At 63.5% G+C, this 13,802-nt stretch carries 13 protein-coding genes; 6 read left to right on the plus strand and 7 right to left on the minus strand.

Annotated features, from left to right (window positions below):
* Both LA343_RS03545 and LA343_RS03550 read left to right on the plus strand, forming a co-directional pair.
* Positions 1 to 813: a DUF2705 family protein gene (locus LA343_RS03545; RefSeq protein WP_025401988.1), complete on the plus strand. Its 813-nt coding sequence runs from the start codon at positions 1 to 3 to the stop codon at positions 811 to 813.
* Positions 814 to 923: 110 nt separating this feature from the next.
* Positions 924 to 2,099, plus strand: coding sequence for a multidrug effflux MFS transporter (locus LA343_RS03550; RefSeq protein WP_039911105.1), 1,176 nt, complete (start codon positions 924 to 926; stop codon positions 2,097 to 2,099).
* Positions 2,100 to 2,120: 21 nt separating this feature from the next.
* Here the strand turns inward: LA343_RS03550 and LA343_RS03555 are convergent, their stop codons facing one another.
* From LA343_RS03555 to LA343_RS03575, 5 genes are all read right to left on the minus strand, one after another.
* Complete coding sequence (locus tag LA343_RS03555; protein ID WP_025401990.1) at positions 2,121 to 2,660, minus strand: MarR family winged helix-turn-helix transcriptional regulator; 540 nt, start codon at positions 2,658 to 2,660, stop codon at positions 2,121 to 2,123.
* A 144-nt stretch (positions 2,661 to 2,804) separates the two neighbouring features.
* Complete coding sequence (gene cls, locus LA343_RS03560; protein WP_025401991.1) at positions 2,805 to 4,313, minus strand: cardiolipin synthase; 1,509 nt, start codon at positions 4,311 to 4,313, stop codon at positions 2,805 to 2,807.
* Between the two features lie 82 nt (positions 4,314 to 4,395).
* Complete coding sequence (locus LA343_RS03565; protein WP_025401992.1) at positions 4,396 to 5,154, minus strand: exodeoxyribonuclease III; 759 nt, start codon at positions 5,152 to 5,154, stop codon at positions 4,396 to 4,398.
* 9 nt (positions 5,155 to 5,163) lie between these two features.
* A complete protein-coding gene (locus tag LA343_RS03570) occupies positions 5,164 to 6,318 on the minus strand; it encodes an N-acetylglutamate synthase, CG3035 family (protein WP_396021870.1) in 1,155 nt (384 codons plus the stop codon).
* Positions 6,290 to 6,928 (minus strand): peptide deformylase, encoded by a 639-nt coding sequence (locus tag LA343_RS03575; RefSeq protein ID WP_025401994.1) that lies wholly within the window; start codon positions 6,926 to 6,928, stop codon positions 6,290 to 6,292. The genes LA343_RS03570 and LA343_RS03575 overlap by 29 nt, the downstream gene beginning before the upstream one ends.
* 25 nt (positions 6,929 to 6,953) lie before the next feature.
* On the opposite strand from LA343_RS03575, the gene LA343_RS03580 reads away from it, so the two are divergent.
* The 3 genes from LA343_RS03580 to LA343_RS03590 all read left to right on the plus strand — a co-directional run bounded on the left by LA343_RS03580 (position 6,954) and on the right by LA343_RS03590 (position 9,320).
* Complete coding sequence (locus LA343_RS03580; protein WP_025401995.1) at positions 6,954 to 7,160, plus strand: DUF3263 domain-containing protein; 207 nt, start codon at positions 6,954 to 6,956, stop codon at positions 7,158 to 7,160.
* A gap of 73 nt (positions 7,161 to 7,233) precedes the next feature.
* Positions 7,234 to 7,983, plus strand: a complete 750-nt coding sequence (locus LA343_RS03585; RefSeq protein ID WP_025401996.1) for a LytR C-terminal domain-containing protein — start codon at positions 7,234 to 7,236, stop codon at positions 7,981 to 7,983.
* A 131-nt stretch (positions 7,984 to 8,114) separates the two neighbouring features.
* Entirely contained in the window at positions 8,115 to 9,320 is a 1,206-nt protein-coding gene (locus tag LA343_RS03590) for a glutamate--cysteine ligase (RefSeq protein ID WP_025401997.1), read from the plus strand.
* Between the two features lie 81 nt (positions 9,321 to 9,401).
* Here the strand turns inward: LA343_RS03590 and LA343_RS03595 are convergent, their stop codons facing one another.
* Entirely contained in the window at positions 9,402 to 10,028 is a 627-nt protein-coding gene (locus LA343_RS03595; RefSeq protein WP_224209212.1) for a hypothetical protein, read from the minus strand.
* Positions 10,029 to 10,296: 268 nt separating this feature from the next.
* Complete coding sequence (locus LA343_RS03600; RefSeq protein WP_039910851.1) at positions 10,297 to 11,685, minus strand: dipeptidase; 1,389 nt, start codon at positions 11,683 to 11,685, stop codon at positions 10,297 to 10,299.
* A gap of 265 nt (positions 11,686 to 11,950) precedes the next feature.
* Here LA343_RS03600 and groL point away from each other — a divergent pair, with 265 nt between their 5' ends.
* Complete coding sequence (groL, locus tag LA343_RS03605; RefSeq protein WP_025401999.1) at positions 11,951 to 13,591, plus strand: chaperonin GroEL; 1,641 nt, start codon at positions 11,951 to 11,953, stop codon at positions 13,589 to 13,591.
* Positions 13,592 to 13,802 lie beyond the last annotated feature (211 nt).

A 13,802-nucleotide genomic window follows, 5' to 3' on the forward strand; every position in this document is an offset into this window, starting at 1 on the left:
ATGCTCCGAATCGCACGTTCCGAGTGGATCAAGCTCCGCACTACCAAGTCTCTGTGGTGGACCTCTGTTCTGGTCATCGTGTTCTCCCTCGGGTTCACCCTCCTCATGGGGCTTCTCACCGGCAGCACCCTGGCCAACACTGACCCGGCCAAGGAGCCGGATATCTATTCGGCGATGATGAACTCGCTAAAGAACTCCTCGGCCCTGAGCGGCTTCCTCTTCTTTGGGCTCATGGTCATCCTCATTCAGGGTGTTCTGACCGTCACCAGCGATTATGGTTCGAACACGTCCAAGACAACCCTGCTGGCCACCCCTAAGCGCTGGCCCGTTCCGGTTGCGAAGTTCCTGGTGTACGGCCTGATCGCGGCGGTGATTTCTCTCATCAGCACTGCGGGGTCCATCCTGGTCTATCAGTGGACGCTCGGGACCAAGATCGACGATGCAGCCATGCTCACCAACGTTGGCCTCGGCGCCGATAGCGCTTGGACCATGATCGGCCGCGGCGTGCTCTATGCCGTTCTGGCCGTGGCCGTGGCAATCGGGGTGGGTTACCTTGTGCGCCACACCGCCGGTGGCATCTCCCTGATCCTGTTGTGGGTGCTGGTGATCGAGCAGACATTGGTGCAGCTGCTCCCCAAGGTTCGGGACTACCTCCCGCCCTACATGCCCTTCAAGAACATGGAAAATGCCACGTTGATGATGGACACTCCCGATGCGCCGTGGGGTCAGGTCGGCAGCATCGCCTACTTTGCGGGGATCGCCGCGGTGATCTTCATCGCCGGTGTGGTCGCGCTGCAGAAGCGGGATGCCTAACCCTGGGGTCTCTCGTCACTTCGACGTCACCCCATGCCGCTTGGTAAGGTAAGCCTATTATGGTTTCTGGCGAAAGCGATTCGACGCGGCAGCCCCATCCCCGCCCGGGGATGGGGATCTTTGTTTTGTTGGGGTTAGCTCTGCTCTCAGCGGCTGGCCCGCTAGGCATGGATATGTTCATGCCCTCGCTTCCCCAGATTGCCGTGGACTATTCCACCACGGCTCCGATGGCTCAGTTGGGCATCACGTTCTTCATGCTCGGCATGGGCTTGGGACAGGTCTTCATCGGCCCCTTGTCTGACGAGCGCGGCCGGCGCAAGCTGCTGATATCGGGAATGATTTTGGCCGTGGCGGCGTCGATCGTGTGCGCCGTTGCCCCGACCATCGAGGTGTTTATTGCGGGGCGTTTGTTGCAGGGCACCGCCGGCGGCGTGGGCGTGGTGCTGGCGCGCGCGATCGTCGGCGACCGGGTATCTGGTGCCCGGGCGGCGAAGGCGTACGCCGTCATGATGACCGTGGTGGGTGTTGCTCCCGTTATCGCGCCGCTCATCGGCGCGGCCGTGGCCGGGGTGTTCCATTGGCGTGCGGTGTTCTGGCTGCTGGTGATCATCGCCGTGGCACAGCTTCTGGTGGCGCTGCGGCTCCCGGAGTCCCTGCCGCCGGATCAACGTACGGGCACGGGAGTGGCCGGAACGTTTCGCAACATGGGTGGGTTGCTAACGGTTCGCCCGTTCGTGGCCAACCTCGTGGTCTTCGGCCTCGGTTTCGGAGCCATGTTTTCGTTTATCTCCGGCTCTTCCGTGGTACTGCAGCAGCAGTTGGGGCTGAGCGCTGGCATGTACTCGGTGGTGTTCGCGATCAACGCCTCGGCGCTCATTGTCACAAACATCATCGGCGGGCGGTTGGCTGGCCGGGTGTCTTCGCAGCGTCTGCAAGCCGTGGGTGTCACGTTGGTGGCCCTGGGTGCGCTGTCGTTGGGGATCGTCACGCTGACGGACCCGGTGGTGGTTCCGGTGGTCGCCAGCACTTTTGTGCTGACGAGCGGAACGGCGCTGTGCATGGTGCACAGCACTGCTATTGCTCAGGGGATGGCCACGGGCCGTCAGGGTGCCGCGTCGGCGCTGCTGGGGGCCAGCCAGTTCGCGGTGGGAAGTCTGGTGAGCCCGCTTGTTGCTGTGGGTGACAACAAGCTGGCTTCCATGGCCATTGTCATGGCTGTATGCGCGGCCGGTGCGGTTGTGGGGAAGTTGGTCTCCTTCACCTCGCGGTCAGCGAGTGCCGACTGATTGAGTTCTAGCGGGTGAGAACTACTCGCCGGTGCTTTCCCGCTGCATGTCGTCGATGAGCGTCTCTGCGGCGATCGAGAGGTTGCGCAGCGCGGGCACGCCGCGGCGCAGCTTGGCGATGTCGCGGGCGTCCATGCGGCGGGTGGCGCGGGCGATGAGCAGCGCCCACTCGTCGGTGATGGAGTTCATCATCTCCACGCCGTCGTCGGTGAGGAAGAGATCCTGGGCGCGCTTGTCCTGGCTGTTGGCCTGGCGCTTCACGAGCCCGTTGTTGATGAGTCGCCGCACGGTGGCGGAGACGTTGGAGGCGCGGAGGAAGCGCAGACGGGCGATATCGGATACGCCGCAGCCGGGGTGTTGGGCGACGAATTGCAGAACCTCGATCTCGGACTGGGAGATGGCGAGTTTCTGGTTAGGGCGCTCCATCAGCCGGCGGGTGGCGGAGAGGAAGTCATAAACGCTGGCCGCGATCTCGGCGACATCCACTTCGGGCAACACCTCGGGTGCCCGGCGTCCGCGGATGGGTTGGGGCGCGGACTGGCTTGGTGAATCGTTGTACATCGTGTGCGTCCTATTTATTGCTATGGCTACATGTTTTGGTAACAGAGTAACGGAGACAGGGGAATAGTTTGGGGATTGGTGAATTTTGCCAAAATGCCGGGGGTGAATCGGCATTCAGGCCAGCTTTGTCCGCGTCAGGGCGCGTTACTGCAGGGCGCTGGTCAGGCGCGCCACGTTATCCAGATACTTCTTGTGCCACGGGCGCTTCTCCCACTCCTCGGCGGTGAGCAGAGTGCTCTTCTCCTTGTATTCTTCCGCAAGAGCCACGAGCTGATTCATAAGCTCACCCTTGCCAGTCATCATCGAAATCTCATAGTTCAGACCGAACGAGCGCATGTCCATGTTGGAACTTCCCATCACGGCAATGTCGTCGTCGGCGACAGCGCACTTGGTGTGCAGCACGGCCGGGGCGGGGTAGAGGTAAATCTTGACCCCGGCCTTGAGCAACTCGCGGTAGTACGAGGATTGCGCATGCCCCACAAGCGCCTGATCGGATTCCTCGGACACGTACAGCTCCACCTCCACGCCGCGGTAACACGCCGTGGTCACGCCTTCCATGAGGGACTCATCGGGGATGAAGTACGGGCTGACGATCTGCAGCTTGCGCTTGGCGTGGTGGGCCATGGAGGTAAACAGCCGCAGATTCGGCTCCGTGGTAAACCCGGGTCCGCTGGGCACGATCTGCATGAGGTCCTTGCCCGTATCGGAATTGCTGTCCCGCAGGTTTTCCTTCATCGTGCCGGGAGCGATGAGATCCAGCGATTCATCAGTTTCCGTGTACCAATCCACCGCGAACACGGAATTGATCGTGGCGACCACGGGGCCGCGCACCTCAGCGATGATGTCTACCCAATGCCGTCCGATCTCGTGGTTCTTCTTGTTCTCGTAGGGTGCCTCGATCATGTTCTGGCTGCCCATGAACGCCACGTCTCCATCGACCACCACGAGCTTGCGGTGGTTGCGCAGATCGGGTCGGCGGAAGCGCCAGCGCCACGGCTGCAGGGGGAGCATGACTGCCCATTCGATGCCCATGGAGGTGAGCTTCTTGCCGAGATCCTTGTTGCCCTCGTACTTATGGGCGCCCAGGTGATCCCACAGCACACGCACCTTCACCCCGCGGTGCGCGGCGCGTCCCAGGGCTAGGAAGAACGGCTCGGTCGTGTCGTCCCACGCCATGATGTAAATCTCCACGTTGACGTATTCCCGTGCCTTGTCGATGGCGCGCACCATCGCCTCGATGGAATCCGTGTAGTGGGTATAGAGCTGTGTGAGCGTGCCATCCACTGCGGGCATGGCGGTGAGCTCGCGGTTGAGCTGCACCATGCTGCGAAATTCGTCGTTGACATCGTTGCCATCGGGGATATCCGGCTCGTCCGCGCTGATTGTTCGGATCGCTTCGTTTGCCTCGTTTTGGATGCGGTGGCGCCGTCGGTTGACGTAGGGCGAACCCATGAGGAAGAACAGGAACAGTCCCAGGAAGGGAATGAGGAAGATCGCCAACAGCCACGCCATGGCCGAGGTGGGGCGCCGATCTGCGGGAACCCAACCGAGCGCTACGAACTTGAAGGTGTAGTCCAGCACGATGAGCGCCACCTGCCACCATTGCAGGTCATCGGCCATGTTGAGCACAAGGTTGAACACATTGAACGTCATGGGGTGGCTCTCCTTTGGCGGTTCTTGGCCCTGGGGCTCTACACAGCTCTACACAGGTCTGTTAGCTGTAATTAGCTTGTCATTAGCTGTAGTCGACGATGACGGGGGCGTGGTCGGACGGCTCCTTGCCCTTGCGCTCATCACGGTCCACGCGGGCGGATTCCGCGGTGATCCCGCGAGCGTACTGCAAGTCAATGCGGATGCCCTCGTTCTTGGGAAAACGCATGGCCTGATAATCCCAGTAGGTGTACTCATCCTTGATGAGATCCGTCGCGGCCGTGAGACCGGCCTTCTCCAGCTCGTCGAGGCACGCCCGCTCCCGGGGTGTCACGTGGGTCTTGCCGTTGAAGTAGCTGCGATCCCACACGTCTTCGTCACGCGGCGCGATGTTGAAATCGCCCACGAGGCACAGCTTCTCCGGTCCCTGAGCCGCGTAGTCGGCCAGGGCGTGCAGCCAGCGCAGCTTGTAGGTGTAGTGCGGGTCCGCGATCTCACGGCCGTTGGGCACGTACAGGCTCCACACCGTCACCCCATTGCATTCCGCGCCAATCGCCCGGGCTTCCACAGCGGGCTCCTTCGACAGGTCCTTAGAGAACCCGGGCTGGCCGAACTCCGTGCTCACGTTGTCCAACCCCACGCGCGAGAGGAGAGCCACGCCGTTGAAGCTGCTTCCCCCGTTGTGGGCCTGCTCGTATCCGGTGTCCGTGAAGTCGGGGAACTGTGCGTTTGTGCACTTGGTTTCCTGCAGGCACAGCACGTCAACGTCGGAGCGCTCCAGGAAGTCCCGTACTCGCTGCTCCCGCTTCCGGACGGAGTTAATGTTCCACGTTGCGATGCGCATGGATATAGGCTAGCCCACCCGCACGCTGCGGTGTCTATGATGCTCTCCGAAACCCAGATTGTGATACAACCCTCGCCCGGCCACGTTGGTGCTGATGACATCCAGGTAGGCTCCATCCGCCCCTCCGGCGGTGCCCCAGTACAGCATGTGACGGCCCAGCAGAGTGCCGAGGCCTTGGCGTCGAAAATCTTCGGCGACCTCCACGGCGGAATAGCCCAGCCACGTGTGTTCCCCGCCGCGGGTGATCGTGCCGCGGGTGATTGCGGCGAGCTGCCCATCAACGGTGAGGCGCGCAAAGCCCAGCGTGCCGTCGATGCGCTCGCACAGCAGCTCGAGCGCGTGGCGCGGCAGCGGTTCGCCGCGGAAGTGGTACATGGACAGCCAGTCTTCGTCCGGTTGATCGGTTACGGTGATCTCCACCCCGGCGGACAGCTCGGGTGGGCGGGTGGCTGGGGAGTTTGTGGCGTCTGGGGCGTCTGTGCTCTTCAGATCCCGGGTCATCACGATGATCTCCGGGCCCCGCTCACCGGCCACGTTCTCGGCGGCGCGTCCGATGCGGTCGGGAACGAGCAGCTGCGTGGGCAGGTCGTGCTCGCGGTAGAACGCGTGGATCTCGTCGAGCGGCAGTGCCGAGGTCGCGGCCTCCGGCCCGATGGGCACGGCGGAGTTGGAGCGCTCCGTGATCCCGTCGCCAGCCCGAGCCAGCCACCCGCCGATCATGCGGTTGGTCTTGCCGGGAAACGCCGCGGCCGCCGCTTGCTCCACGGCGCGGATATCCCTGTTGCGAACCGGCTTGGTGCTCAGTGTTTTAAGCACGACGACGCTACGTGGGTCGATTTCCACAGTGCGTTGCGCGTCTGTTGCGTCGTCAGCGGCAGTCAGGTTGTCCTGCGGTGAATGCGCTCGAACCCGCAGCGGCGACGTGGAGACCAGTGTTCCAATCACGTCGGTGACGGTGTGGCCGTGGTCATCTGGGGTATCGAGGAGGCGGCGCACGATCACGCGCGTGCCCGGCCGCACGCTGACGGGGTCGGTGCGCCGAGAGATGGGAAAGTCCAAGCCGGGGACGCGGCGGGCGCCGGCGGCAGCGGCGCTATAGGAGGTGTAGGGGGTGTTCATGGTCGGTGGGGGAGCGTTAATCGTCGTGGCCGAAGGGGTCGGCATCCACGCCGGGGGTCCAGGTGTGGCCTGCTTCCTTCCAGCCCTCGGACTTGATGGCCTTCTTCGCGGCACGCTTCCACCGGCCGATGAGCATGTCGGTGTAGAGGTAGCCGTCCAGGTGGCCGGTCTCGTGCTGCAGGCAGCGCGCGAAGAATCCGTAGCCCTCCACGGTGACGGGCTGGCCGTGCTCGTCGGTGCCGGTCACGCGCGCCCAGTCGGCGCGACCGGTGGGGAAGGAGTACCCGGGAACGGACAGGCAGCCTTCCTCGTCGAGTTCCTCATCCGGCATGGTTTCCGGGATGGTGCTCGTTTCCAGCACGGGGTTGATCACGCAGCCGCGGCGCATGGGGCCGCCGTTGGCCTCGATCTCCTCCTCGCTGAGGCGCTCGCCATCCGGTCCCTCAATGTCGGGACAGTGGTAGACGAACACGCGCTTGTTCACTCCCACCTGGTTGGCGGCGAGGCCCACCCCGTGGGCGGCATCCATGGTCTCGTACATGTCGGCGATGAGGGTGGCAAGATCCTCGGGGATGGAACCATCCGCCAGCTCGATCGGCTCGGTGGGGTTGTGCAGCACGGGATCGCCTGCGATAACGATGGGCATGATTGTCATGGTTTACAGTCTAGAATCTTGAACCATGTTGACGGACCGAGACATCCACATGCTGGACTTTGAACGGCGATGGTGGCGCGACCCCAGTGCGAAGCGGGAGGCCATCCGTAGCGAGTTTGGGGTGTCTCCGGTGCGCTACTTTCAGCAGCTCAACAACCTGATTTCGCAGCCGGACGCCCTGGATTACGACCCGGTGTTGGTGCGGATGCTGCTGCGCCGCCGGGATGGGTAACACCAGCCGATCAGTCTTTCACTTTCCCGCGCGTCGCATTTGTGACCGATGTGACGGGAGTTAAGATTGGGGCGTGACTGAATCTCATCGACCACGCCATTCCCTGGACGACGATTACAACGACGGCTACGAGAACGGCTACGAAAACGGGTACGACGAAGCGTTCACCTTCGACGAACCAGCCGGCGACCGTCAGCCCCAGGCCGAAGAGCCCAAGGGGCTACCGCTGCGTGGCCTGGCCATGATCCTGCTGGCCGTGGCCATCATCCTCATTGGCTGGGGCGGATACTCCCTGATGAGCGGAGACGACGATTCCGGCTCCGATTCCACCACGGCTCAGGAAGCCAGCACCCCGGGAAACAGCCTGGCACCTGCCACTACCGACCAGAGCACCGCCCCGGCGCCGCAGGATCCCAATGCCAGCCAGGAGGGGCAGGCCCAGCCAGCCCCACAGGATCAGGCCGGGAACGCTGGGGCGCAGGGTGGCGTCGATAAGAAGAATGCCTACATCACCGTGCTGAACAACTCCCGCGTGCAGGGACTCGCGGGCGATGTCGCGGGCAAGCTCGGCCGCGACCAGTGGCAGAAGACGGGCGTAGGCAACCTACCGGACCAGTCCGGAACCTTCCCCACCTCCGTGGTGCTGTACCCCAAGGGCGACGCCCAAGCGAAGGCCAACGCGGAAGCTGTGGCCCGAGACCTGGGGCTGAAGGCCGAGGAACGCACGCCCGAGACCGACCAGGCGATCGCCGGGGCCCGGATGTTGGAGGGACCGCCGCCCGCCGGAGTGATCGTGGTGACGACCAACGATATGCCGCGCTAGGGCGAGAGTTAAGCCCGCAGTTAAACCGCAGTGGCTGCGATGGGTGAAACCCCGGCGGAGTAGCATGTGCACCGGCGGGGTTGCCTGCGCGGCCACGCATTCGAATGCACCTGTTGACGTGAGGACACCCCATGGACTTCCCCGGCTCTGAGCCAACCATTGGACTTGAATGGGAAGTGGCGCTGGTTGATCCAGAGACCAAAGACCTCGTACCCCGCGCCGGGGAACTGCTAGACATTCTCGACCGCGACCACCCCGGCCACAGGGTGACCAGGGAGTTTCTGGCCAACACCGTGGAAATGGTGACCGGCGTGCACCGCACCGTCCCCGAGGCCGTGGCTGATCTGCGACAGCAACTGGGACAGTTGCTGGTGGCCGCCGAGGAGCTGGGGGTGGAACTGTTCTCCGCGGGAACGCACCCGTTCGCGCACTGGGGTGACCAGCTGCTGAGCAGCAAGTCCAGCTACCAGGAAATCATCGAACGAACCCAGTATTGGGGCCGCCAGATGCTCATCTGGGGCATCCACATGCACGTGGGCGTGGGCAGCAAGGACAAGGTCTGGCCGATCATCAACGCGGTGATGACGCAGTACCCGCACGTGCTCGCAATGTCCGCGAGCTCCCCGGCCTGGGAAGGGCTGGACACGGGATATGCCTCCAACCGCACTTTGCTCTACCAACAGCTGCCGACAGCGGGTATTCCCTACCAGTTCGAGACATGGGAGCAGTGGGAGGAGTTTAACCGCGACCAGGACCGCTCCGGCGTGATCAACCACACCGGCTCCATGCACTTCGACGTGCGGCCCACGAAGTACGGCACGGTAGAGGTGCGCTTCGCGGATGCGACGATGGAAGTGTGGGTCCTGGCCGCGATCAGCGCGTACGTGCACTGCCTCGTGGTGTACTTCGAGAGGCAGTGGGATGCCGCTGAGGGGGCGGATGGTGCGGCAGGCACGGTGCTGCCCACCCTGCAGCCGTGGCACGTGGCCGAGAACAAGTGGCGTGCCGCTCGTTACGGCTTGGAGGCGGAAATCATCGTGGACCGCGACACCAACGAGGCGCTGGTGACCGACGAGATCCGCGCGTGGGTGGAGCGGTTGATGTCCATCGCAGAGGAGCTGGGCTGCGCCGAGGAGCTGGGTAATGTGCCGGCAGTGCTGGATCGCGGGGGCGACTATGCCATCCAGCGCGAGGCTGCCCGAGCTGCTGGTGCTGCGCTGGAGCCGGGAACGCGCATGCGGGGCGATGTGGGAGCCGAAGAGGGCTTCACACAGCCGGAGGCGTGGGTTGCAGCGGTGGATGTGACCGTGGAAGCACTGAAGCGCTCCGCCCGGTAGAAATGGTGTTTCTGCTGAGGGAGCGCTGTCAGTGACAGAGGGTCGTCAGGACCGCTCAGCGGCCCAGCCTTGCGATCCTGCTTAGAAGTGCAGGCGGCTAGCGGCGTTGCACAGTGCGTTGGCGATGGACAGGTCGCGGTCGGCACCGAAGCCAACAGCCCACACGCGCTTGGACTTGTGAACGGTGTAGATGAACGTCGCGGTGGCCTCGAAGATGGAGAACTGGTGGAATTCCAGCATCTCCACGCGGTAGCCGTGATCCGCCAGGATCTCGGTCATGGCGGAGGAAGCGCCCATGGCGGTGATGGTCACGCGGGTGCCCTGGCCGTCGGCGCGCAGGCCGGTCATGGCGATGGAGAACTCGTGCTTGCCGAGGGACTTGCGCTCGCTGCGCATGGCCTCCACGCGGATGGTGCCGGGGGCGTAGGTGCGGATGAAGTTCTTCCACTCCATGCCGCGGGCTTCCTGGCGCATGCCCATGGGGAGGCGCTGGCCGAAGCGTGCGCGGAACGGATCCTCGGCGAAGGTGCGGGTGCGCTGGCGACGCTTCTCAATGCGGGTCGGCGTGGAGCGGGTGAACGTCTTCGCCGTGGAGCGGCGGAGGCGGGGTTCCGGTTCGTACGTGGGGCGGGCAGCCTCCGGGCGGGCGAAGCGGATCAAGGTGGTGGCGTTCATGGTGCCTTCGGATTCAAACATTGAGTCATTCATTGGTCTATCGGTCCCTGGTGTGTGTCTCGTGTGCGGACTGGGCTTCCTGGATGTGTGTAAGGAAGTGGACCGACTCTCAAGCGTTTATACGTCTAACCCCGGTCGTGGAGGGGTCAGTCCTCGCCTCCACCCGGGTTGGGTACTCGCTTGAGAATGTTGCTCATGAGATAACAATGTAATGCGCATCACCCGGGCTGGCAAATACTTTTGCGGAATCCGGGTGATGCGGCGGGTGCCCCCGCTGACCTGCGGAGCGTCGGCGTGGCGGCTACTTGTTGGCCGCGGTGCCTGCCACCCGAGTGAGGAACAGCAGCTCAGAGGCCGCAATGTCCCGAATCTCAACTGGTGAAACGGACTCGTCCGCAGAGTGGATACGGCACAGTGGTTCTTCGATGCCGTACAGCGCCAATTCGGCCTCCAGGAACTTCGACAGCAGCTTGTTGGTCAGCGGGATAGACCCACCGGATGCCACCTCGACCGTCTCCTTGCCGTACACCTCGCCGATCGCCTCGGAGAACTCGCGCAGGTATGGGCCGGAGGTATCAGCGCTGAACGGTTCGGCGCGGGCGACACGCTCGATCTCCATGATCGCGTTGGGGCGGTGCTTCTCCAGGTGGGCGATGAGCTGGTCCTGGCACTCCTTCGGGTCGCGTCCCGGCGGCACGCGCAGGCTGACCACCGCGGCGGCGGTGGCGGGCACGGAGTTGATGGAATCCGCAACCGACAGTGAATCCAACCCCGTCACGGTGATCGAGGGGTTGCTCACGGTCAGGTCGTTCGGCTCAAAGCCCTCGTCCACGCCGATCACGTTCACCCCATCGAGCACGCCGGCATTCTCGCGGAAGGTCTCATTATCGGGTCCGACGCCATCCCAGTGGTTTTTCGGCTGCAGACCCTCGACGGCAACCAAGCCATTGTCATCGTGCAGGGTCGACAGCAGCTTGATGAGCTCGAGCAGGGCATCCGGTGCGGCGCCGCCGTACTGGCCGGAGTGCATGGGCTGTTCGATGGTCTTGAGGTGAACCTTCACCGGGGCGGAGCCGCGCAGGGCAGTGCACACGCTGGGCTCGCCCAGGGCGTCGTTGCCGGAGTCGGCGATCATGAACAGGTCAGCCTCGAACAGTTCGGGGCGCTGCTCCAGCAGGTCTTCGAGGCCGTACCCGCCGCGCTCCTCGGAGCCTTCGACGATCACGCGGATGCCGAGCTTTCCGTAGTCCTCGTGTCCGTCTTCGGCGAGCTCGCGCATGACGTTTAGTACGGCGAGGTGCATGGCCACGTGGCCCTTGCAGTCAGAGGAGCCGCGGCCGTACCAGCGCCCGTCGCGTTCGGTGAGGGTCCAGGGGTCGGAGGTCCATTCGTTGACGTCTCCGGCGGGTTGCACGTCGTAGTGCGAGTAGAGAAGGACGGTGGGGAAGCCCTCGGCGGCGGGGCGGTGGCCCACAACGGTCTTGGATCCATCGGCGGTGTCGATGGCTTCACAAGGGATGCCGGCCTTGGTGTAGGCATCGACAACCCACTGTGCGGCGCCGGAATTGTCTTCCTCGAGGCCGGGGGTGGAGTGAATCGATTTGAAAGCCACGAGCTCGGTGAGATCCTGCTGCAGCTGCGGCATCTTCTCGTCGATCATGGCGGTGATCTTTTCTGCACTGAAGTTCATGCCACCCCAGTGTAATAGGACACAGTGTCATAGGGCACGGGATAATTGGACACGGGGTGACGGGGCTTGCTGAGCGCCCGTCACCTTGCACACGACCACTCCGAGTGCTAAAACGGGCTTAGCACTTAAGCACAACGAGTGCTAAATGAAAACACCGTCAGATCCAGTGAGGGTGGGCGCCGCGACATTCGCCCATCCGTGCCGTCGCGGGCGCTGAGTCTGAACCGCATGTGTCGCGCCAACCCCAACGGAGGATCGAAGCCTTATGGCTAAGATGATTGCATTCGACGAAGAAGCACGCCGTGGTCTGGAAAAGGGTCTGAACACCCTGGCAGACGCGGTTAAGGTAACCCTCGGCCCCAAGGGCCGTAACGTCGTCCTAGAGCGTAAGTGGGGCGCCCCCACGATCACCAACGACGGCGTCACCATCGCCCGGGAGATCGAGCTCGAGGACCCGTACGAGAAGATCGGCGCAGAGCTGGTCAAGGAAGTTGCCAAGAAGACCGATGACGTCGCTGGCGACGGCACCACCACCGCAACCGTCCTGGCACAGGCACTGGTTCGCGAAGGCCTGCGCAACGTTGCCGCTGGCTCTAACCCCATGGGCATCAAGCGCGGTATCCAGGCTGGCGTGGAGAAGGTCACCCAGCAGCTGCTGGACAACGCCAAGGAAATCGAGACCAAGGAGCAGATCGCCGCAACCGCTGGCATCTCCGCCGCCGATGAGGAAATCGGTAAGCTCATCGCCGAGGCAATGTACAAGGTCGGCGATGGCGAGCTGAACAAGGACGGTGTCATCACCGTTGAGGAGTCCAACGCCTTCGGCGTGACCCTCGAAGTCACCGAGGGTATGCGCTTCGACAAGGGCTACATCTCCGGCTACTTCGCCACCGACGTTGAGCGCGGCGAGGCTGTGCTCGAGGATCCCTACATCCTGCTCGTCAGCTCCAAGATCTCCAACGTCAAGGACCTGCTGCCCCTCCTGGAGAAGGTCATGCAGTCCGGCAAGCCGCTGCTGATCGTCGCCGAGGACATCGAGGGCGAGGCTCTGTCCACCCTCGTGGTCAACAAGATCCGCGGCACCTTCAAGTCCGTGGCTGTGAAGGCACCGGGCTTCGGTGACCGCCGCAAGGCTCAGCTGCAGGACATCGCCATCCTCACCGGCGGCCAGGTTATCGCCGAAGAGGTTGGCCTGTCCCTCGAGACCGCTGATCTCCCGCTGCTGGGCACCGCACGCAAGGTCGTGGTGACCAAGGACGACACCACCATCGTCGACGGTGCTGGTTCCGCTGAGCAGCTCGCTGGCCGCATCAAGCAGATCCGCCAGGAGATCGAGAACGCTGACTCCGACTACGACCGTGAGAAGCTGCAGGAGCGCCTGGCTAAGCTCTCCGGTGGCGTGGCCGTGCTTCAGGTCGGCGCCGCTACCGAGGTGGAGCTGAAGGAGCGCAAGCACCGCATCGAGGATGCCGTGCGCAACGCCAAGGCTGCTGCCGAGGAGGGCATCGTGGCCGGCGGCGGCGCTGCCCTGCTGCAGGCTGCTCACGTTCTCGACGACAACCTGGGGCTGGAAGGCGATGAGGCCACCGGCGTGCAGATCGTCCGCACCGCCCTGACCGCACCGCTCAAGCAGATCGCTCACAACGCTGGTCTGGAGCCGGGCGTTGTCGTGGACAAGGTTGCCAACCTGCCCGTGGGCGAGGGCCTGAACGCTGCAACCGGCGAGTACGTTGACCTGCTGGGCGCTGGCATCTCCGACCCGGTGAAGGTCACCCGCTCCGCTCTGCAGAACGCTGCCTCCATCGCAGCGCTGTTCCTCACCACCGAGGCTGTCGTTGCCGACAAGCCGGAGCCCGAAGCTCCCGCTATGCCGGGCGGCGACGAGATGGGCATGGGCGGCTTCTAAGAGCCACATCCCCTTCTCTTTCGTGCGCATTCTCTCCCCACAAGGGGAGGGGATGCGCATTTCTTTTGCCCTAGCGTTCTCTCAGCGTTTGCCCCTAGCGTTTGCGCGCTGACATTGCCGTACCTCCGATGAGGGGGATTCACAAATTACGATGTAACGTGAACGGAAAATTAACGAAAGTCAATAGTAAAGCGGAGTCACGATTTACGCT

The sequence above is a fragment of the Corynebacterium falsenii genome (assembly GCF_020099275.1).
GTDB classification, from domain to species: domain Bacteria; phylum Actinomycetota; class Actinomycetes; order Mycobacteriales; family Mycobacteriaceae; genus Corynebacterium; species Corynebacterium falsenii.